Below are 21,530 nucleotides of genomic sequence, written 5' to 3'. Positions count from 1 at the left end.
CTGCGAGCCCTTTTTCGTTTAGCTTAGCCAAGTACTTAGAACTTGCCGCGCAATGTGATGCCATAGGTCCGCGGTTCGGCAAGGAACTGCGAGAAGATTTGGCGACCACCTGGATATTGCGGATCGACAAATGGTGCCGAGCTTTGACCTGCCTGGAATGGCGAGTTGAAGGCGACCTGGGCATAATCCTGATTGAAGATATTTTGGCCCCAAAGCTCAATACCCCAAGCTTCGTCCGCGCCGCGTAGACCGATACGCGCGTTGAACACGGCGAATCCGTCCTGTTCTTTCTGCGGGAATAAGTCGGAACCTGTGTTGTAATCGCTGGTCATACGACCGTCGATGTACACCAAACCGCTCATGCCGTTGCTGCCAATGTCTGGCGTCCATGTGACACTGGAGGTGGCAACGAGCTCAGGGGCGTTGGACAGATTGTCGCCTGGCAATTTGCGCAGCGCGAGATCCAATTGCGCCCCGTTCTTGGTACCAATCAGATCGTCCTGATAGGAGGTTTTGGCATAAGTCAGACCAGCCGCCATGCGGAAATTACGAGCTGGCATTAGCGATGCTTCAAGCTCCACGCCTTGCGTGCGAACACCATGAGTTATGTCGCCCGTAGCGCAGCTGCCGGTTGTATTGCTAAGGTCGGTATCCGCGCTTGAGCCGCCAACAAGGTTATTACAACCGTTGATGTTCTGAACGAGGAAAACTGTGCCGTTGAAGGTGTTCAACTGGAAGCTGCTGAAGTCCGAACGGAATGCAGAAACGCTTAGGCCGAATGGACCATTTGAGAATTTCGCACCCAATTCATAGCTGTCCACCAATTCGGGATCGAACTGTAAGTTGGCGACCAAAGCCTGCGCGCCGCCAACCGAAGCAAAGGTTGGGACTGGCGATTTCAGCGCCGAGCGGTCCAAATTGAAACCGCCTGCCTTATAACCGCGTGCAAAGCTGCCATAGACCAAGAGATCATCAACCGGCTTCCAAGAGAGAATAGCCGTGCCAGTGATCTGATCTTCATTGCGGTCATCACGGATCGAAACCCCGTTAAGCTCTGCGGTCGAGTTGCCCTGACATGACAAACCAATGATCCCACCTGCAGTGCTGCCAAGGGCACCAGTAAGCAAAGGTCCAAGCGCTGCTTGGTTTGCGGTGCAGACCGTGTTGTCGTTCCCGAAGGTCGCATCGAACTTCTTCTTGTCCTTCGTGTAGCGAAGGCCAAGCGTTAGATCGACAGTGTCGGTGACGTGCACGATGTTATGCGTAAACACAGCCCAGTTCGTTCCGTTCTGGAAATAGCGGTCGTTGGTCGTGCCGAGGTTATTGAGTGTATCCAAACGATCTAGCCCTGCAAGGATAGCAGGGCCACCTGCACCAAGTGCGGTCAATCCCCCAGCGATGGCGCCGCGAACGGTGGCACTCAGGCACGCCTGGCCAGATGGTAGATAGCCGCCCGCAAGACTTCCACCCGAAACCAGGCGGCAATTTGCAAAGCGTCCATATTGGTTACCGAAGCGCAGATTATCGCGCACCGTTAGTTTTTCATTCGCGAAGAAGCCGCCGACCAACCAGTCAAGCTTGCCGTCAAATGCTTCACCCTGCAGGCGCAGTTCCTGCGTGAAGGTGTGGAACTGACGATAGGCGTCGTCGCTTGGCGCGCGATAAAGAATGTCGACTTCGCTATAATCGGTGTCGGATGCCTGACCCGAACGATATTGGCGATAGGCGGTAATCGAGGTTAAAGTTGCGCCGCCAAAATCATAATCGACCTGACCGGAGAAACCATAATCTTTGGTTTCACCGCTGAATTCGCGGTTCGGGCTAACCGAAACCGTGCGACCAAAACCTTGGTTGAACGCAGCCAATGGCTGACCCAAGTCGCGCAACACATTAATGATGTTGTTTGACGTGGCGGTTGAAGCGACGCCAACCGTGCTTGGGGTGTTCAGATCACCAATAAATTGATTGACGGATTGGTCGACATAAGTTGCCGCGCAGCATTCTTCCGTGCGGAAGGTATAGTCAGCAATCAATCGGACGGACAATGCGTCGGTGGGTTCGAACAGAAACTGTCCGCGCAAGAAATAACGGTCACGATTGTTGATATCGCGGCCATTTTGGTCATCGCGGTAGAAACCATCGCGCTTCACGTATACGCCATCAACGCGGAACGCCAATTGCTCTGAAATTGGGCCAGTGACGCTGCTGGCAGCGCGCATGAAGTCATAATTGCCGTAAGTCAGCTCGCCGCTGCCACCAAAGGTGAAGCTTGGCTTTTTCGAATAGATACTGATCAGACCAGCTGACGAGTTGCGTCCACCCAAAGTGCCTTGGGGGCCACGCTGCACTTCGACGCGATCGATTTCGCCAAGTTCGTTCAGGCCAATACCCGAACGTGAACGGTAAACACCGTCGATGAATACAGGCACCGAGCTTTCAAGGCCGGGGTTATCGCCTACGGTGCCAATACCGCGAATACGGGCCGAGCCATTGGCTTCTGATCCGGTTGAGGACACGAGCAAAGATGGCGCGACTTGGTTCAGCTGACGAATGTCGTTCGCGCCGCTGTTTTGCAGCGTTTCGGCGTTAACAGCAGAAATGGCGACTGGAACGTCGGAAAGTACCTGGCTACGGCCTTGCGCCGTAACAACAATTTCTGCGTCGGAAGAGTCTTCGCCTTGAGGCGCTTCTTGTGCGAATGCCATGCTGGGCAACGCCAGTGCGATGCAGGCAGCTGACAACTTCAATGAACGGCTGAGGGATTGGTCACGTCGTAACATATGTTTTCTCCTAAACGACACAGTGTCTGACAATCTAGCGAAGGGGCGTTTGAATGTCATTGCCCTAAAGTACTATGAGCATTGAAAATTTGGCGGTGCGTCAATATTGCAAAAATGTCAGCATTGACGCCGCGGGACGCGGCATTTCACCGTGAAAAACATTCACGTTTTCAGGTCAAAATGCTGCGCAGCATTTTGTGTTAGAGTTTAACTAACATTTTGCCGGTGTTTTCGCCGCTGAACAGCCCGATGAAAGCCTCAGGTGTTTTTTCCAGCCCATCCTTCACAGTTTCGCGGCCTTTGACGGCTCCCGATTGGATAAGTGCGGCCATGTCGGCATTGAACTCTGGTACCTGTGCATAGAAATCAGGATAGAGGAAGCCTTTGATCATGATCCTTTTGCCAATGATCATAGGCAGATATTGCATAGGCTGCGCCTTGAAGTCATTATAGACGTCAATCATGCCGCAAATGGCAAAGCGCGCCCATTCCTTGGACGTCGCAAGCGCGGCGTCAAAATGCTCGCCGCCAACATTGTCGAAATACACATCAATGCCGGTTTCGCCCATATCCTTCAGCGCAGCCATCAATTGAGGCAGCACCTTACCGGATTTATAATCAATCACGGCGTCGGCCCCGAGTTCTTTGACCCAAGCGCATTTTTCTGCGCCACCAGCGGAGCCAATGACTTTCATACCCTTTGCTTTGGCAATCTGCGTAACAGTTGAACCTACAGCACCTGCGGCCGCAGAGACAAAAATCACTTCGCCGGCCTTGGCTTCAGCAACTTTTAGTAGACCGAACCATGCGGTGCCGCCGGGCATGCCGATGATGCTCAACCAATGTTGGTCGGGCACACCTAGCTCGGGCAGTTTTACTGGTGGCATTCCGGCGGGGGGCACTTTGTCGCCTCCGAAAACGACCGTGTCGCGCCAGCCTGCCATGTGCAGTACCTTTGCACCAACGGGGAACTCTGCGTTATTGCTTTCGGTGACGGTGCCAACGGCGCCGCCAGTCATGGGCTCACCCAACATGAATGGATCTGCGTAGCTTTTTGCATCATTCATGCGTCCGCGCATATAGGGATCGACTGACAGCCAGCTATTGGTCACGCGAAACTCGTCCGCACCCAAGGGGGCGTCGGGATGTTCAATAATCGCAAAATTGCTGTCGTTAGGAAGCCCGGCCGGGCGGCTAGCCAATGTCCATGCGCGCATTATCGTTTATCTCCATTCGTTTTTTTGTCCGCAGCATTTGCTGCAGCATTTTTGTAAACAGGCCGTCCACCGACCCATGTTTCCTTAACAACGGCATTACGCAATTCTCGGGGGCTTGCAAGCAAAGGGTCGACATCAATCAGGATGAAGTCAGCATAGTGTCCCGGGGTTAGCGAACCAAATTTGCCTTCTGCAAAGGCTGCATAAGCCGCGCCGGTTGTAAAGCCAGCAAGTGCTTGTTCACGCGTAACGCGTTCTTCGGGTCGCCAGCCACCAAAGGGTTGTCCATCGGCATCTTCGCGCGTCATCGCGGTGGCAAGGCCGGCAAAGGGATCCGCTGATTCTACCGGCACGTCCGAACCAAAGGCCAGCTTGCCCCCGGCGCGTGCAATCGACTGCCACGCATATGCACCGTTCAGCCGCTCTGAACCAAGCCGTGCCTCAGCCATCAAGCGATCAGATGTCTGATGTACAGGCTGCATAGAGGAAATAATGCCGTGCTTGCCAAGCTTTTGCAGATCCGCTGGGTCAACGATCTGGACATGCTCAATCCGCCAACGTTGATCACCCTTATAGGTTTCGGACAATTCCTCAATCGCGCTGATGACCTCTGCATTGGCGGCATCACCAATAGCGTGAATGGCAGTTTGGAAGCCGTCCATGGACGCGCGGACCATGAGGTTGCGGATTTCTGCGCTTGCCAGAAATTGGAGACCCGTTTGCCCTGCGGCATCGGCATAAGGTTTTTTCAACCACGCACCGCGGCTGCCTAATGCGCCATCGAGATATAGCTTCACCCCGCCAAGCCGGAGCTTGTCATTATACAACCACGGGCTTGGTCGCGGACCAGCAATTGCGACCATATTGTCGATACCGCCCGCATAAGCGATAATCCTTAGCGTCAACCAGCCAGCGTCACCCGCCCTACGATAGCTTTGCCAGTCATCCATAGATGTGCCCATGTCGGCAATGGTGGTGATGCCTAAGCTGTGCAGCTTTCTTTGTGCTTCACCCAAGGCAATGTCACGTTCCAGGGGCTTGGGTACTGGCACAAATTGGCCAACCAAATTCGACGCAGCGTCAACAAATATTCCGCTTGGCTTTCCCGCGGCCAGTTCAATGCGTCCACCTGGGGGAGATTTTGATGCTGCATTTACGCCAGCGATTTCCATTGCGCGGCTGTTTGCCCAGCCTGCGTGGCCATCGACCCGCTCAAGCCAGACGGGACGGTCGCTGACAGCCGCGTCCAGGTCTTGTGCTGTGGGGAAGCGTCCAAGCCCCCATTTTTCTTGGTTCCAACCGCGGCCAATAATCCAGCGACGTTCGGGATATTTCGCGGCATAAGCCTTGATCTCGGCTTGCGCCTCAGCAAGGCTATTGGTGGCGGATAGGTCAAGCGTCAGGAGTTGGAAGCCAAGGCCCATAACATGGCCATGTGCGTCAATCAGACCCGGCAACAATGTCGCGCCGTGTCCGTCCAAGCGGAAATCAAGCTGCTTGGGCAAATGGTCCTTTTTGGTGAGCAATTCAGTCACCTTACCATCTCTGGCCACAAGCATGGCATTAAAACGGATGACCTTGCCATCATTGTCGAGTGTAATGCCGTTGACATTTTCAACCAGCCCATCGGCGAAAGCTGGCGAAGCGGCGGTGCTCGTGAACAAAGCGAGTGCGCATAACTTCAAAAACAGCCCATTCCTTTTTGACATGAACAGGCCTTGGAATGGAGAGAGAATGCGAAAACGGAACGCCAGCGCCAATGCGGTTTTCTTCATCCTTTAGGTAACCTTTTCACAATCGCACTGGTATCCAGTCGGCCCCCGCCCATATGCTGCACATCGGCGTAAAACTGATCAATGATCGACGTAATCGGTAAAGTAGCGCCTACCGCGCGGGCTTCTTCGAATGCCAATCCAAGGTCCTTACGCATCCAATCGACTGCAAAACCAAAATCGAACTTGTCCTCAGCCATCGTGGCCCAACGATTATCCATTTGCCAGCTTTGCGCCGCGCCGCCGGAAATGGCTTCATATACCTTCTCAACGTCTAGTTCAGCAGACTGCGCAAAGCGCAGCGCCTCTGATAACGACTGGATAATGCCAGCAAAGGCAATTTGATTACACATCTTGGTTATCTGACCCGTGCCGGGACCACCGACATGCACAATACGTTTGGAATAAGCGGCAATAATGGGTGAAGCTGCCGCAACAGAGGCTTCCGTTCCGCCGCACATGATGGACAAGGTGCCATTTTCCGCTCCCGCCTGCCCACCGGTAACGGGTGCGTCAACGATCAATAAACCGCGCGATTTCGCCTCAACGCCGAGCTGGCGCGCAATGCGTGCGGAAACTGTTGTATGGTCTATATACAGGCTGCCCTTTGCCATCGCCGAGAACGCTCCGTCGCGACCAAGCGTGACGCCTGACAGGTCATCATCCGTGCCAACGCAGCTAATCACAACCTCGGCGTCTTTGGCCGCTTCTGCTGGAGAAGTGGCCAGCGTACCGCCATAAGCTTCGACCCATTTTTCAGCTTTAGCGCGTGAACGGTTATACACCGTCAAATCATGCCCCGCCTGTTTGAGATGCCGTGCTATCGGGCCGCCCATGACGCCCAATCCAATAAAAGCTATTCTGGTCATGCCTTGGCCTTAATGACTGTTTTCAGTTAACGCCAGATGCGTTAGGGCCATTTTATATGTCTGACCTATTAACCCTGGACCATGTCCGCGCCGCCCATGAGCGTATTCGCGATTCCATCGTGGCAACGCCGACTTTGCCTAGCCAGACTTTGTCAAAGCTGACGGGCGCAAATATCTACCTAAAGTTCGAAAACCTGCAGTTCACTGCTGCCTATAAAGAGCGTGGAGCGCTGAATGCGATTCTACTGCTTTCTGAAGAACAACGCAGTAAAGGCGTGATCGCAGCGTCGGCCGGCAACCATGCGCAGGGGCTGAGCTATCATGGTACTCGCCTTGGTATTCCAGTGACAATCGTCATGCCAGTGACAACGCCAACGGTTAAGGTCATGCAGACTGAGAGTGTTGGCGGCAAGGTCGTGCTGTTTGGCGAGACTTTTGACGATGCTTACAAGCATGCTCGGGAGCTTGAGGCGGAGCAGGGGCTGACCTTTGTACATCCTTTTGACGACCCGAACGTTGCCGCAGGGCAGGGTACGGTTGCGCTTGAAATGCTCGAGAGCATCCCGTCCCTAGATATGTTGGTCGTGCCTATTGGCGGCGGCGGCTTACTGTCCGGAATGGGTACGGTTGCACGCGCGTTGAAGCCTGATATCGGTCTCATTGGTGTTCAAGCGGAGCTTTACCCCTCAATGTATGCTTTGCTGAATAATCTTCAAATGCCATGCGAAGGCGACACTTTGGCAGAGGGCATAGCGGTCAAAATGCCCGGCACATTCACTAGCGAAGTAATCCGCGAACTGGTCGACGAAATTGTCTTGGTGAGTGAAGCGCAATTGGAAACTGCCGTCAGCCTGTTGCTACAGATTGAAAAGACGGTTGTCGAAGGCGCAGGTGCGGCGGGTCTTGCTGCGGTGATGGCCCATCCTGAGAAATTCGCAGGTAAGAATGTCGGTGTCGTCTTATGCGGTGGTAACATCGATACGCGGTTGCTGGCGAACGTCCTTTTGCGGGACCTTGCGCGATCGGGTCGCTTGGCGCGCCTGCGTTTGACACTGCAGGACCGCCCCGGCGCGCTGTATAAAGTGATGCGTTTGTTCAACGAGCATAATGTCAACATCATTGAAATTTATCATCAGCGGATTTTTACGACCTTGCCAGCCAAGGGATTGATCACCGATATTGAATGCGAAGCGCGTGATGCCAATCAATTACAAGGACTTGTTGATGGTTTGAATGATGCTGGCTACAAGGTGGAACGAGTTGAGCTTAACAAATAAGCAGGCATCCCGAGCAAGATCGTAAATGGGCTATTGAGCATAAGATGAGCTGTGCATCATTAGGTTATTAATGGATCATAGGCCTACGTAGCCCAGCGGAGAGAATATGAGTGCACCAATCCGTTTTCCGCGATTTTTTGTAACCAGCCCTGGCCCTTGTCCTTACTTGCCGGGCAAAATTGAACGGAAAGTCTTTACCGAACTCAACGGCGATCATGCCGATGAACTTAACGAAGCACTTGGTCGTATTGGTTTTCGCCGTAGCCAGAATGTGGCTTACCGACCAAGTTGCTTGGACTGTAAGGCATGTGTTTCGGTGCGCGTGCAAACCGCTGAATTCCGTCCTAATGCCACCCAGCGCCGAATTTTGCGGCGCAATGCTGATTTGGTTGTGAGCGCTTGCCGCCCTTGGTCAACGGCCGAGCAATATGACCTGCTAAGCCGTTATCTTACCTCACGCCATCCTGATGGTGGTATGGTGAATATGGATGACATGGATTATGCCGATATGGTCGAACAATCACCTGTGCGCAGCCAAGTCATTGAATACCGAACTCCGCCGCGTTTCGGCCAGATTGGGGAATTAGTTGGCGCGTGCCTGACCGATCAGCAGAGCGACGGCATGTCGATGATCTACAGCTTTTACGATACGGAGATTGAGGGGCGTTCTGGTCTCGGCAATTTTATCATCATGGACCACATCATGCGCGCCAAAGCTGCAGGCCTTCCTTATGTCTATTTGGGCTATTGGGTGAATGGTGCGGCACGGATGCAATATAAGACACGTTACAGGCCGTTGGAGCGCCTTGGGCCTGACGGATGGGAATGCTTCGATCCTGACGCTGAGGCGGTCTAGAATGGGCCTCTAGGTCATTCAAATTCTGTCAGCGATACTCTCGGCGAGTAGCTTGATGCCCTTTGCGTCTTCGGTATCAAAGCGGTTCAGTGTTGGGCTATCGAGGTCAATGACCGCGATAACCATGCCATTGCGCAGCACAGGCACAACCAGTTCGGACGCGCTATTGGTATCGCAGGCAATATGGCCTGGGAAGGCATGCACATCTGCCACCAACTGCGTCTTGCCCGATTGCGCGGCGGTCCCGCAAACACCTTCGCCAAATGGAATGCGGATACAGGCTGCCTTGCCTTGAAAAGGCCCTAAAACCAGTTCGCCATCGACCACGCGGTAGAATCCCGTCCAGTTTACGTCCGGTAGATATTCCCAAAGCAAGGCCGCGATGTTCGCCATATTGGCAACAGCATCGGGCTCAGCACTGGTGAGCGCATCGGCAGCTCGCACCAATTCGGTGTATAGGTCGGCTTTAGGTGCTGAAGCATCAATTTTAAATGTGTACATCGTCCTGCCTTATCAATCGAAACTGACCTTGCCACGGTTTTTCTTGACCGTGGATCTGCCTTTTTTGGCATCAACCCGCCGTGCCTTGGCAGCCTTGCTTGGCTTTGTGGCTACGCGGCGGGGTTGGCGGATATGTGCGCGGTCGATCAGCTCTATCACCCGCGCGCGCGCGTCCTGCCGATTGGCCTCCCGCGTTCGATGGCTGCGTGCCGTGACAATAAGCTCGCCTGAAATCGTCATTTTGCTGCCCGCCAGTACTTTCAACTGGCGAAAGGCATAAGGTTGCAGACCCAGTGCATAAACATCGACACGCAATTGGCAGGCGGTTGCAACCTTGTTGACATTCTGCCCACCCGGCCCGGTTGAGGCCAAGAAGGTTTCTTCAAGCAAATCTTCGGGAAGGTCAAAGGCCATAATGATAGTTGTAACAGCCAACGTCACATTTTGCCAATGTCACAACCGCTCCGCTAACGCTGAGGTGGGTTACCGCGAGTCCACCAGAACGATTTCGGCGTCCTCGATTGCGTTTATGGTGACCGTCCCTTCGCCGATGGCCACGCCATCGCGGGCATGTGCACGCTGACCATCAATTTCAATCGCGCCACTGGCTGGCACCATATAGGCATGTCGATTTGCGCCAATGGCATATTCGAGGCTTCCACCCGCTTTAATGGTCGCGCCAAGGACGCGTGCGTCGGTGCGGATGGGCAGGGCGTCACTATCTTCGTCAAAGCCGCTGGCGAGAATTTGCCACGCGCCGGAACGGTCGCCCTTGGGGAATGGCTTTGCGCCCCAACTGGGGGTGCCGCCGGTCTGATTTGGCATGATCCAGATTTGGAACAAGGTTGTTGGTTCATTCTCCAGATTATACTCCGCATGGCGAATGCCGCTGCCTGCGCTCATAACTTGAACATCGCCAGCTGCCGTGCGGCCTTCATTGCCTAGGCTGTCCTTGTGCGTGATGGCGCCAGTGCGAACATAGGTGATAATTTCCATGTCGGCATGGGGATGGGGTGGAAAGCCCGACTGCGGCGCAATCACGTCGTCATTCCAGACACGGATAGCGCCCCAGCTCATCCGAGCAGCATCGTGATAGCTGCCAAATGAAAAATGGTGATGTGCTTCAAGCCAGCCATGGTTCGCCGCGCCCAGCGTTTCAAAAGGACGAATTTCAATTTTAGTTTTTGCGTCGGTCATGTCGCGCACTCCATCAGCAGGATGTTTTTGATGTGTCCAAGATAGTTCACGATATTGGTATTTAAATAGAAACGTTAAGAAACATACTGTGCGCCTTATTGCCGATTTCCTGTCCGCCCAACTGTGTCGGTGATTATCTTAACTTCTGTTAAGTTTTCGCTGTCGCAAATATGTTTCTTGGGTTTCCGAGGCTAGTTTCCAGAAATGTTACAAATCATTCATAAAAATTTACATTTCTGTAAAATCTGTTACCCTTGGAAAATAGTCATTTTTTGTTACAAAAATATCATAACTCATAAAAATCAAAGTATTAATGCAAAATTTACCTTTTAAGTTGAGCCCCCTTATGGTTAATAAAGTTCGAAGCACTGCTGGATTAATTCGCGCGAATTTGGGGGTTTGAAAAAGGGGTTTGCCCATGCGTGTTCTTTTGATTGAAGATGAACCTAACACGGCGAAGGCCATTGAAATAATGCTCGTGGCGGACGGGTTCGCCGTCTACACGACCGACTTGGGTGAGGAGGGGCTCGATCTGGGCATGCTCTATGATTATGACCTCATATTGCTCGATTTGAATTTGCCCGACATGCACGGTTATGACGTCTTGAAAAAGCTGCGTGCTTCCAAAGTGCAAACGCCAGTGCTTGTTATTTCAGGCATTGGTGAGATGGACAGTAAAATTCGCTCCTTCGGCTTTGGGGCTGATGATTATGTCACGAAGCCATTTCATCGCGCCGAACTGGTCGCGCGTATCCACGCGGTTGTGCGCCGCTCCAAAGGCCATTCGCAGTCCGTCATCCGCACCGGCAAATTGTCCGTGAACCTCGACAGCAAAACCGTTGAAGTCGATGGCAGTCGCATACATCTTACAGGCAAGGAATATGCGATGATTGAATTGTTGAGCCTACGAAAAGGCACGACACTTACCAAGGAAATGTTCCTAAACCATTTATATGGTGGCATGGACGAGCCTGAATTGAAAATCATCGACGTCTTCATCTGCAAGCTGCGCAAGAAATTGGCGCTCGCCTGTGACGGCGAAAACTACATCGAAACGGTGTGGGGCCGCGGTTATGCACTGCGTGATCTGGATAATGTGGAACAGCCACTCGTCGCCTGAAGCGGCTTCGCTTAACAGCCGATGGCTGCACCCATTGCTATGTGTGGCTCAACGGCGCGGCGGTAGGCCAGCGAAAGTGATCGTGCTTTCAGCGCCTTTCGGACTTAACGCACTGACGCCCACAAAATGATCATCAACGATTACGCCTTCCAGTACCGTTTCGGTCCCAAGCACGTCGCGGACAAAGGTCCAATCCTGCGCGTCTGCGCGGCGCTGATAAATGCGATAGCGTTGCGCGCCCGGGCTTGCGTCCCATTTGACAGTGGTGTTGGATGTGACCGCGCCGCCCAACATCGCAGACGCAGGCGCTGGCGGTGCATCGGCCAATGCCGTGGCCGTCAGGATATTTAACATGGTCACCTTGGTCAAATAGTCGAAGTCCATCTTGTCGACGGTGTCGCCATATTCGATGCCATTTTCGGTACGCACATCCTGGTGCTGGTGATGATAATTCTCCACGCCGACGGTGTAGCGGATTGCCGGAAAGCCAAGCTCGAGCGCGGGCAAATGATCGCCGCCGCGCGCAAAGCGGTCAGGACGGCGAACGCCAAAGACATCCAGTGTCACGTCAGGATAAGCCTCAGCCGCAACCTTGTCAGCGTAACGCATCAGAGAACGACTTGGGCCATCGTCTTCGCCGCCACTGTTGCGCCGGGCCATCTGCCCTGCCAAATCTTCGGAGGCACGAATGCCTTCGCTAAAGACCCGTACGACATTTTCAACCTTGCGTCCGTCGGTGCCAAGCGTGCCGCCGACAATATCATTGTTCAACATGGCGCTGACTTTCCAACCACGTTCCTTTGCGGTTTCAGCGAGCAGCCGCCCACCCATCAGGCCCTGTTCTTCGCCCGACAGTAGAGCAAAGACAATCGTCGCCTCATTCTGCGGCTGCTGCGACATGATGCGTGCAGCCTCAATCACCAATGCGCTGCCCGAACCGTCGTCATTCGCGCCCGGTGCATCCTTGGAGAAATCCATCACATCGGAAACGCGGCTGTCGATATGTCCGGCGATAATGATAACATGGTCCCAGCCCATTTTGCCGGGCTTAATTGCGAGCACATCAACAATATTGACCCCGTTTGGAATGCGCGGACCGGACATGTTACGTTCAAGTAATTCGGTTTGCAGGCATCCGTTGCAGGCCTTGGCGATTTTCATAAACTCGCTTTGCGCCCATTTGCGGGCGGCGCCGATGCCGCGTTTCGGGTCCGTTGCCGATGACAAAGTATGGCGCGTGCCAAAGCTGACGAGTTTTTCAACGTCAGCTTTCAGGCGCTCTTGCTGCGGCTTTCCTTGGGAATGGGTGTGCGCAATTGCCGGAGAAGCTAAACCAATGGCGATTATGCCTGCCAGTGCGTGTAATTTTTTCATTATCGTTCCTGTCCCATTCCGTCCGGCGCAGTATGAACCTATTTAGCCTTCAACAGCGAACGTCAGTCCGGCATTTTTCTGCAACCGGTCCACAAGCTGCTCGCCCAAAGCAGCACCCGGTGTCGTCACGCCGCCAGAACCGTCATGCGCGCACAAAGCAATTGCGGTTTCGCTAATCATCTTGCTGGTCGAGCCATAGCCAGGGTCACGGTCGCCCTTCACGCTGAAACGCGCCGTGCGGCCATCAGGATATTCTGCAACGAACAGCACGTCATAAAAGCCGGTTTCGCGTTCTTCCTTGGATGGGCCTTCGCCGGGCTTGGGATCATCCGCGCCGCCCATCATCGGGGTGGATGCGACATGCTTGGCAATGGCTTCACCCTGTTCGCCGGGGCCCGTTAGCATCATTTCATCATAGACAAAATCGGCGCCATAAGCATGGCCGAGCAAATGGTTGGTGCGGTGGACATTTTTGGTGTTGATCGGGGCCATGACGAAATTGGTCGCCCAGCTGCCTAAGCTTACATCATATTCAGGCTTGTTGCCCGCAGGCTGCGGCGGGCCAGCAAAATCGGCAGAGAGGCTGAACGGGTTGGTCAAATAGCCGATGACTGCAGGATCCTTGGCAGCTGCAGCCATGGTCGCTTTTAAGCTGGCTGCGGTACCGCCTGAAAAGGTGCCTTTCATCGCGCGTACACGGCCCTTCACCCGCGGCGCAGGCGTACCAAATGTTGCAACGCAATGCTTTTGCAGCATCAACACGCCCAAGTCGAAGGGAATGGAATCAAAGCCAGCGGAAAATACGATGCGCGCGCCTGACGCCTTTGCGGCGGTATCATGCTGGTCGATTTTCTGGCGCATCCATGCAGGCTCACCGCATAAATCTGTATAATCGGTGCCATTGGCCACGCAGGCGGCCACAAGTTCATTGCCATATAGCTGATAAGGGCCAACCGTCGTCAAAACGACTTTGGTCCGCTTAACCATTGCATTTAGCGTATCGGGGTCAGACGCATCGGCCACAATCAATGGCGTGTCTGCCGCTGCACCAATCAGGTCACGTACTTGCGCCAGCTTATCCGCGCTGCGTCCCGCCATGGCCCATTTCAGGCCATTTTTGTCTTTCAGATATTCGGCGACTAAACGACCAGTATAGCCCGTCGCGCCATAGACAATGATATCGAATTCGCGGTTTTCAGCTGGCATGTTTCTCTCCCGAAAAATTGGTTGAATAATCGATGCGCAAAAACGCGCGATGTGTCGACCAAAATCGAATCGGCAAATACAAAATGCCTTAGTTCAATCTATTGACCACAAGGCCGTTGGCAGGCAGCCTAAAGCTTCGGCAAAGTCACCCCGCGCTGGCCCATATATTTGCCCGCGCGGTCGGCGTAGCTGGTTTCGCAGGGCTGTTCGCCTTTTAGGAACAGGAACTGGCACGCGCCTTCATTGGCGTAGATTTTGGCGGGCAGCGGCGTCGTGTTGCTGAACTCCAGCGTCACATGGCCTTCCCAACCGGGTTCCAGTGGTGTGACGTTGACGATAATGCCGCAGCGGGCATAAGTGCTCTTGCCAAGGCAGATGACCAGCACATCGCGGGGTACGCGGAAATATTCAACCGTGCGGGCCAAGGCAAAGCTGTTGGGCGGGATGATGCAGACATCGGTCTTGCGATCGACGAAGCTTTTTGGGTCAAAATCCTTGGGGTCGACGATGGAGCTATCGACATTGGTGAAAATCTTGAACTCGTCCGCCACGCGCGCGTCATAGCCATAAGAGGACAAGCCATAGCTGATGCAGCCATCGCGGCGTTGAGCCTCCACAAAAGGTTCAATCATGCCGGTGGCTTGCGCTTGTTCGCGGATCCAGATGTCAGACAAAATGGACATAATCACTCCCTGTTATTCGAACCACTTTTGCCAATTTGCGATGCGCGTGCAAGTGGCGGGGATGAAAAAATTGTGCGTATCTTGACGACCAGATACCCGAACTATTTTAAGTTTGCAGGGCCAAATCCGTGCGGCAGCAATTCCGACAAACGGAATGTAGCATAGCCCGTCGCATGGGCGCAGTGCACGGGAATGTCGGTTTCGGTAAGGTCCGCCACTTCCTTAATAATCTGACGGCAACGACCGCATGGGGTAATGGGTTCCGCCCCTTTGCCAACATGTCCGGCCAGGCCGCCAGCGACCGCAATCTCGCGGATCGCCTGCAATTGGCCATCACTATTAGCTTTAGAAATGGCGACGGTTTCGGCGCATAATGTCATGCCGTAGCTTGCATTTTCAAAGTTGCTGCCGGTCACAATCTGACCATTGTCGAGCAACAACGCTGCGCCCACATGGAAATTGGAATAAGGCGCATAAGCGGTCTTTGCGGCGTCTATTGCGGCTTCGACCAAGCGTTTTGTAACCGCGCTCATTTGCGCACCACGACCCAGCGCACCGCACCGTCAATGCCGCGCACGCGGCGCTGGCTATTGGCGGTCCACATCACCCAAGGGCGCGCCGAATAATCGGGAGAAAAACCGTTGCCTTCGAGCCAGATGTTGCGGTCAATCGACTTGCTCACTTGATACTCCTCCTCGAAGTTTGGCGTTAGTAACAGGATTGCTGGGGTCCCGCTATGCGCCTCAATCTGGTTCAAGAAAGTCGCCAATTCTGCCAAAATCAAGGCGCGGTTCGGGCGGCTCTTGCAGCCTTCTGAAAAATCCATTTGCACCGCAGGCGGCAGCGCCCGGTCGTTACGGGGTACGCTGGTGATGAAAATCGTCGCCTGTTCGGATGCCGAACGGCACAGGTCATAATGATGCAGAGCGCCAAAGCGAATGCCCGCCTCCTGCACAGCCGACAGATTGGCCTGAAACTGCGGATCGCGGCCGCGTGCGCCCTCGACGGCGGTGATGTACGCGAAATCGACGCCCGTTGCGCCCAATTCCGACCATCTAGGTTGCCCGTTGCTTTCATTCGCAACGATGCCCTGCACGGGATAGCTATCGCGCGACGGGGCCCATCCGGTGATATAGTTCCACGCCGCATAGCCCATAGCAGCTACACCAATTAGGAGCACGACCCAGCGGATCAATTTGCGATTTCGCCTTAGCATGCAACCCCGTTTAAACCCTTTGATTCGACATTATTAATAGGCGCTCCGGCCTTAAGAAGTCGAGAGGCGTTATGGGAAGCCGGGCGGCTACGCCTTAATGTGCAACACGCAAATGAGTGTAAACAGCCGGCGGGCGGTGGCAAAATCCACTTCCACTTTACCGTCCAGTCGCTCCATTAACAGCTCAGCCGCCTCATTATGCACTCCGCGCCTTGCCATATCGATAGTCTCAATTTCCGCTGCGCTAGCCTTGCGGATGGCTTGATAATAGCTGTCGCAGATAGCGAAATAATCCTTCACCGTACGCCGAAAGCGCCCGAGTCCGAGCACCAAGGTTTCGTGCGGCGCCCCATCTTCACGGCGGATATCGAGGATGAGGCGGCCCTCTGCGACGCTGATGCACAAATGATACGGTCCCGCATAGCCATCGCCCATGTCACGCAGCGGCTTGAAGAAATTATCTTCAATCAGGTCGAAAATGGCGACACGGCGTTCCTGTTCAATATCGGCGTTACGCCGCAAGATCGTTGCTTCGTCCAGTTCAACTTTGATGATGCGTGGGTCCGCCATGATGCTGTGTTAGCTTGAGATATTTTTGGGGCAAGGGGTTAACGAGATACGGGCAACTGGGTTGTACATAAAATTGTCCACAGCCATATCCCCGCACTTCTTTTTCTGCCCCCTTGCAGCGCAGGACTTGGTAAAGGATAGGGAGTTATGGCCGAATTGATCAGACTTGCTGCAGCGAATGAAGCTGACCCCCAACGCTTACCGCGCAATATTGAGGCGGAGGCTGCGTTTTTGGGCGCCATCCTCATCGATAACCGCATCATTGAGGATGTCTCGATCAATTTGCAGCCGGACCATTTTTTTGAGCCATTGCATGGGCGCATTTTTGAACAAATCCAGCGCCTCATGGACAGAAACATGTTGGTCACGCCGGTTACGCTGAAGCCATTTTTCGAAGCTGATGAGGCGATGCGGGAGCTTGGCGGGCCTGGGTATCTCATTAAGCTCACCGCCGATGGCGCAGGTTTGATCGGCGCGCGCGACTTTGCCCAGCAGATTTACGATCTGGCATTGCTGCGGGAGCTGGTGACGGTGGGCCGAACTCTGGTCGACAATGCACTCGACACCAGTGAGAGCGTAGACCCCAAAGGACAGATTGAAGCCGCCGAAAGCGCATTGTACAAGGTTGCCGAGGGCGAGGGTGAAACCGGCTCAATGAAGAGCTTTTTGCAGGCGTCTACCGAGGCCATCCGCAATGTCGAGAAGGCCCTTAACTCGGGTGGTAGCCTTTCGGGTATCACGACCGGCCTTAGCAGCATCAATTCCAAATGCGGCGGGTTGCACAATTCCGACCTTGTGATTTTGGCCGGACGTCCAGGCATGGGCAAGACATCGCTGGCCACCAATATCGCGTTTAACGCCGCGCGGCGTTGGGTTCAGGAGCGTGAAGACGGCATCGAAGAATCCAAGGGGTCCGGTGCGAAAGTCGCGTTTTTCAGCCTTGAAATGTCCGCGGACCAATTGGCGACACGTATCTTGGCCGAGCAATCGGGGATTAGTTCTGAATTGCTGCGTATGGGTAAAATTTCCCGTGATGATTTCCGGGAGCTTTCGCGCGCGTCGCGCGAGTTGCAGGAATTGCCGCTTTTCATTGATGACACACCTGCACTGACGATCGCAGCATTGCGCACCCGTGCTCGGCGGTTACAGCGCCGGCATGGGATCGGACTTATCGTTGTTGACTATCTGCAGCTACTCCAGGGCTCAAGCCGTGCTAGCGACAACCGCGTCAACGAAATTTCGGAAATCAGCCGAGGTCTGAAGACACTGGCGAAAGAATTGAGCATACCTGTGGTTGCACTGTCGCAGCTTAGTCGTGCGGTCGAACAGCGCGAAGATAAGACACCGATGTTGTCCGATTTGCGTGAATCGGGTTCAATCGAGCAGGACGCCGATATGGTGTGGTTCGTCTACCGCGAAGATTATTATGAGCTGATGAAGAAACCCGATGAGGGCACGCCTGCATTCGAGGCTTGGAACGAAAAAATGGAGAGGATTCACGGTATCGCGGAATTGATCATCTCCAAACAACGCCATGGTTCGACCGGACGCGTGCGGATGAAGTTCGAAGCGAAGATCACGCGGTTTAGCGACTTGGCCGACGATCAATATGCCAATGCGGGATATGATTGAGGCGGGGTTTGGAACGACGTTTCATTTGAAAAAAACGTCACTTTGCCAAAAACGTCACCCTGAACTTGGTTCAGGGTCCATCGTGCCAAACGACCGGCGGTTGCAGCTGATAAATAGACCCTGAAACAAGTTCAGGGTGACGAAGTAATGCGTTCAGGGTAACGAACTAGGGGGCTACCCACGCAACCTTGCACTCAATATATAATTCAGTGCCAAATTGTCGCTTAAATGCAGGCCCGACATCGGTGAAAAGGCGATGCCCTGCATGTCAACCACTTCGAGACCCGCATCCGCAAGCAAATCTGTCAATTCTTCAGGCGTCAGGAACTTGTCCCAATCATGCGTGCCGCGTGGGACCTGACCAAGCCGTTCGGCGGCCTCGACCAGAAATAGACGCGCCGCCGCTGTGCGGTTGGGCGTTGAAAGTAGCATCAGCCCATCGGGCCTGAGGTGACGGACCAATTCCGCCACAAAGCCCCCCGGGTCCATGACATGTTCAATGACCTCCATACAGGTCACGACGTCAAACTGACCAAGGCCCTGTGCGGCAATTTCGCCAGCGCGGTAGTTTATGGGTAGGCCGGACAAAGCCGCATGCGCCTTTGCCGCATCAATGTTTTCAGGCGCGGCATCCACGCCCGTTACGGCCCCGCCAAGCCGCGCGAGTGGTTCGCAAAGCAAACCAGCGCCGCAACCGACGTCTAGCGCGGCTTTGCCAGACAGCGGATATCGCGACTTGGCATCACTGCCAAAATGCGCATCGATTGCAGACCGGATGAAGCGCAACCGCACTGGGTTCAGCTTATGCAGCATCGCGGAGCTGCCCTTCGGGTCCCACCATTCCGCGGCGAGGGCTCCAAAATGCGCGGCTTCCGCAGCGTTGATTGTCTTAGGTAAGCTTGCGTTTGTCATATCCTGTCCCTATCAGGGCCTGCGATTGTAATATAGCGATTATTGAAGGTTTTCATGGCGCGCATTGTAATGAAATTTGGCGGCACGTCGATGGCCGGTACCGAACGCATCCGCCGTGTTGCCCAATTGGTCAAACGTCAGTCTGAACGTGGTGACGAGGTGGCTGTCGTCGTTTCCGCCATGGCGGGCGACACGGACCGACTTGTAAATTTCTGTCGCGAAGCAAATGCGCTTTATGATCCAGCCGAATATGATGTGGTTGTGGCAGCGGGTGAACAGATTACGGCTGGCCTGCTGGCGATAACCCTGCAAGCCCTTGGCTGCGAAGCGCGCAGTTGGTTGGGCTGGCAAATGCCGATCCATACCGATGATGCCCATGCCAAGGCGCGCATTGGGTCGATTGATACTGACGATTTGCTTGCGTCGATGCAGGCAGGCAATATCGCCGTCATTCCAGGGTTTCAGGGCCTGACCGATGACAACCGCATCACAACATTGGGTCGCGGCGGATCGGACACATCTGCGGTTGCCGTGGCCGCCGCGCTAAAGGCCGACCGCTGCGATATTTATACCGATGTTGACGGCGTCTACACCACCGACCCGCGCATAGTTGCGCGTGCGCGCAAGCTAAAGGCCGTCACCTATGAAGAAATGCTTGAGCTGGCTTCGGTCGGTTCAAAAGTATTGCAAACCCGCTCCGTCGGCCTTGCGATGAAGGAAGGCGTGCGGATTCAAGTGCTGTCCTCCTTCGTTGACGACAGTGCACCCGACGCCGACAGCATTCCCGGCACGATGATCGTGACCGACGCAGAATTGGAGAATAGCCAAGTGGAACGCCAACTGATCACCGGCATCGCGCATGACAAGAATGAAGCGAAAATTACGCTCACCCGCGTCCCCGACCGTCCGGGCGCGGTGGCCAATATTTTTACGCCTCTGGCTGATGCCAACATCAACGTCGATATGATCATTCAAAATGTGGGCCGCGATAAGGGCGAGACCGATGTGACCTTCACATGCCCGCAAGCCGACCTTGCGCGTTGCACCGACATTCTCGAAAATCGCCGCGATGCCATTGGTTATAATCGACTTATTCCGGACACCAAGGTCGCGAAAATCTCGGTGGTGGGCGTGGGTATGAAAAGCCATGCTGGCGTTGCCTCGACCATGTTCAGCAGCCTCGCCGACCGCAAAATCAACATTCAGGCAATATCAACGTCCGAAATTAAGGTTAGCGTTCTAATCGATGAGGATGAAACCGAACTGGCCGTTCGCGTACTGCATACCGCTTATGGGTTGGATGCAGAGTAAACAAAAATTGGTGCTAACATATGACTAAACTCCAACATCTCATGCAGCGCGGCGCAGACTTTTTGGGCTGCGAAGTCGCGATTATGTGCGGGGCCATGTCTTGGGTGTCGGAGCGCAATCTTGTTGCGGCAATCTCCAATGCGGGCGGCTTTGGCGTGATTGCCTGTGGCGCCATGACACCCGAGTTATTGGATGCAGAAATTGCGGCGACGAAAGCGCTTACGGCCAAGCCATTCGGCGTAAACCTGATCACCATGCATCCGCAGATCATGGACCTGATTGCGATCTGCGCGCGCCATCAGGTGAGCCATGTGGTGTTGGCTGGGGGACTGCCGCCCAAGGGCAGTATTGAGGCCATTAAGGATTTTGGTGCGAAGGTTATTTGCTTTGCGCCCGCTTTAACGCTTGCTAAGAAATTTGCGCGCTCCGGCGTGGATGCGCTGGTGATTGAGGGCAGCGAGGCGGGCGGCCATATCGGGCCAGTCGCAACATCCGTGTTGGCACAGGAAATCTTGCCGGAGCTCGGAGATCAATTGCCGATTTTCGTTGCGGGCGGCATTGCCCGTGGTGGCGCAATAGCAAGCTATCTGGAAATGGGGGCGGCGGGTGTGCAGCTGGGCACACGCTTTGTCTGCGCCCATGAAAGCATAGCGCACCCTAATTTCAAAGCGGCGTTCCTGCGCGCCAATGCCCGCGATGCTATCGCCAGTGTGCAAATTGACCCGCGCTTGCCCGTCATCCCGGTGCGGGCGTTGAAGAACAAGGGCACAGAAGAGTTCACCAAGAAACAAGTTGAAATTGCGGCCATGCTCGATCGCGGCGAAATTGATATGGAAACGGCGCAGTTGGAGATTGAGAAATATTGGGCAGGGGCGCTTCGCCGCGCGGTGATTGACGGCGATGTCGAATATGGTTCCGTGATGGCCGGGCAGTCGGTTGGCATGGTCCATGTTGAACGACCTGTCGTGGATATCATCGCCAAGTTGGTTGATGAGGCCAACGTCGCTTTGGCACGATAAAATCCCCGCCCGCCTGCG

Annotated in this window: 20 protein-coding genes; 6 read left to right on the top strand and 14 right to left on the bottom strand. The window is 54.3% G+C overall.

Going from position 1 to position 21,530, the window contains the following annotated elements; all coding sequences use genetic code 11:
• Positions 1-35 precede the first annotated feature (35 nt).
• The 4 genes from ACILP4_RS00235 to ACILP4_RS00220 all read right to left on the bottom strand — a co-directional run bounded on the left by ACILP4_RS00235 (position 36) and on the right by ACILP4_RS00220 (position 6,638).
• Positions 36-2,780, bottom strand: coding sequence for a TonB-dependent receptor (locus ACILP4_RS00235; RefSeq protein WP_395618750.1), 2,745 nt, complete (start codon positions 2,778-2,780; stop codon positions 36-38).
• A 200-nt stretch (positions 2,781-2,980) separates the two neighbouring features.
• Positions 2,981-3,997, bottom strand: a complete 1,017-nt coding sequence (locus ACILP4_RS00230; protein WP_395618749.1) for an NADP-dependent oxidoreductase — start codon at positions 3,995-3,997, stop codon at positions 2,981-2,983.
• A complete protein-coding gene (locus tag ACILP4_RS00225; RefSeq protein ID WP_395618861.1) occupies positions 3,997-5,706 on the bottom strand; it encodes an amidohydrolase in 1,710 nt (569 codons plus the stop codon). Before ACILP4_RS00225 ends, ACILP4_RS00230 begins: the two co-directional genes overlap by 1 nt.
• A 62-nt stretch (positions 5,707-5,768) precedes the next feature.
• A complete protein-coding gene (locus ACILP4_RS00220) occupies positions 5,769-6,638 on the bottom strand; it encodes an NAD(P)-dependent oxidoreductase (protein ID WP_395618748.1) in 870 nt (289 codons plus the stop codon).
• Positions 6,639-6,694: 56 nt separating this feature from the next.
• Here ACILP4_RS00220 and ACILP4_RS00215 point away from each other — a divergent pair, with 56 nt between their 5' ends.
• Both ACILP4_RS00215 and ACILP4_RS00210 read left to right on the top strand, forming a co-directional pair.
• On the top strand, positions 6,695-7,915 hold the full coding sequence (locus ACILP4_RS00215) for a threonine ammonia-lyase (RefSeq protein ID WP_395618747.1): 1,221 nt from the start codon (positions 6,695-6,697) through the stop codon (positions 7,913-7,915).
• A 106-nt stretch (positions 7,916-8,021) separates the two neighbouring features.
• The gene (locus ACILP4_RS00210) at positions 8,022-8,771 is read left to right on the top strand and encodes an arginyltransferase (protein ID WP_395618746.1); all 750 of its coding nucleotides are present in this window, start codon (positions 8,022-8,024) and stop codon (positions 8,769-8,771) included.
• An 18-nt stretch (positions 8,772-8,789) separates the two neighbouring features.
• Here ACILP4_RS00210 and ACILP4_RS00205 read toward each other — a convergent pair whose 3' ends face one another.
• The 3 genes from ACILP4_RS00205 to ACILP4_RS00195 form a co-directional block, all read right to left on the bottom strand.
• Entirely contained in the window at positions 8,790-9,272 is a 483-nt protein-coding gene (locus ACILP4_RS00205) for a GAF domain-containing protein (protein ID WP_395618745.1), read from the bottom strand.
• Positions 9,273-9,284: 12 nt separating this feature from the next.
• Entirely contained in the window at positions 9,285-9,686 is a 402-nt protein-coding gene (gene arfB, locus ACILP4_RS00200) for an alternative ribosome rescue aminoacyl-tRNA hydrolase ArfB (RefSeq protein WP_395618860.1), read from the bottom strand.
• Positions 9,687-9,755: 69 nt separating this feature from the next.
• On the bottom strand, positions 9,756-10,469 hold the full coding sequence (locus ACILP4_RS00195; protein ID WP_395618744.1) for a pirin family protein: 714 nt from the start codon (positions 10,467-10,469) through the stop codon (positions 9,756-9,758).
• 418 nt (positions 10,470-10,887) lie between these two features.
• On the opposite strand from ACILP4_RS00195, the gene ctrA reads away from it, so the two are divergent.
• Entirely contained in the window at positions 10,888-11,589 is a 702-nt protein-coding gene (gene ctrA, locus ACILP4_RS00190; protein ID WP_395618743.1) for a response regulator transcription factor CtrA, read from the top strand.
• A gap of 48 nt (positions 11,590-11,637) precedes the next feature.
• On the opposite strand, the gene ACILP4_RS00185 is transcribed toward ctrA, so the two are convergent.
• From ACILP4_RS00185 to ACILP4_RS00160, 6 genes are all read right to left on the bottom strand, one after another.
• Positions 11,638-12,963, bottom strand: coding sequence for a M20/M25/M40 family metallo-hydrolase (locus ACILP4_RS00185; RefSeq protein WP_395618742.1), 1,326 nt, complete (start codon positions 12,961-12,963; stop codon positions 11,638-11,640).
• 42 nt (positions 12,964-13,005) lie between these two features.
• Entirely contained in the window at positions 13,006-14,169 is a 1,164-nt protein-coding gene (locus ACILP4_RS00180; RefSeq protein WP_395618741.1) for a saccharopine dehydrogenase family protein, read from the bottom strand.
• 128 nt (positions 14,170-14,297) lie between these two features.
• Positions 14,298-14,852, bottom strand: coding sequence for a dCTP deaminase (gene dcd / locus ACILP4_RS00175; protein WP_333566736.1), 555 nt, complete (start codon positions 14,850-14,852; stop codon positions 14,298-14,300).
• Between the two features lie 101 nt (positions 14,853-14,953).
• On the bottom strand, positions 14,954-15,385 hold the full coding sequence (locus ACILP4_RS00170) for a cytidine deaminase (protein ID WP_395618740.1): 432 nt from the start codon (positions 15,383-15,385) through the stop codon (positions 14,954-14,956).
• Positions 15,382-16,047: a glycoside hydrolase family 25 protein gene (locus ACILP4_RS00165; protein WP_395618739.1), complete on the bottom strand. Its 666-nt coding sequence runs from the start codon at positions 16,045-16,047 to the stop codon at positions 15,382-15,384. Before ACILP4_RS00165 ends, ACILP4_RS00170 begins: the two co-directional genes overlap by 4 nt.
• Before the next feature lie 108 nt (positions 16,048-16,155).
• The gene (locus tag ACILP4_RS00160) at positions 16,156-16,638 is read right to left on the bottom strand and encodes a UPF0262 family protein (RefSeq protein ID WP_395618738.1); all 483 of its coding nucleotides are present in this window, start codon (positions 16,636-16,638) and stop codon (positions 16,156-16,158) included.
• Between the two features lie 147 nt (positions 16,639-16,785).
• Here ACILP4_RS00160 and ACILP4_RS00155 point away from each other — a divergent pair, with 147 nt between their 5' ends.
• Entirely contained in the window at positions 16,786-18,270 is a 1,485-nt protein-coding gene (locus ACILP4_RS00155; RefSeq protein ID WP_395618737.1) for a replicative DNA helicase, read from the top strand.
• A gap of 174 nt (positions 18,271-18,444) precedes the next feature.
• Here the strand turns inward: ACILP4_RS00155 and ubiG are convergent, their stop codons facing one another.
• Positions 18,445-19,182 carry a bifunctional 2-polyprenyl-6-hydroxyphenol methylase/3-demethylubiquinol 3-O-methyltransferase UbiG gene (gene ubiG / locus ACILP4_RS00150; protein ID WP_395618736.1) on the bottom strand — a complete coding sequence of 246 codons (738 nt, stop codon included), beginning with the start codon at positions 19,180-19,182 and terminating at the stop codon, positions 18,445-18,447.
• 54 nt (positions 19,183-19,236) lie between these two features.
• On the opposite strand from ubiG, the gene ACILP4_RS00145 reads away from it, so the two are divergent.
• Complete coding sequence (locus ACILP4_RS00145) at positions 19,237-20,493, top strand: aspartate kinase (protein WP_395618735.1); 1,257 nt, start codon at positions 19,237-19,239, stop codon at positions 20,491-20,493.
• A 20-nt stretch (positions 20,494-20,513) separates the two neighbouring features.
• Complete coding sequence (locus ACILP4_RS00140) at positions 20,514-21,512, top strand: NAD(P)H-dependent flavin oxidoreductase (RefSeq protein ID WP_395618734.1); 999 nt, start codon at positions 20,514-20,516, stop codon at positions 21,510-21,512.
• Positions 21,513-21,530 lie beyond the last annotated feature (18 nt).

Source organism: Sphingorhabdus sp. (assembly GCF_044239045.1).
Lineage (GTDB): Bacteria > Pseudomonadota > Alphaproteobacteria > Sphingomonadales > Sphingomonadaceae > Sphingorhabdus_B.
Note: the sequence above shows the minus strand (reverse complement) of the source record. Positions and strands in the feature narration are given on the sequence as shown.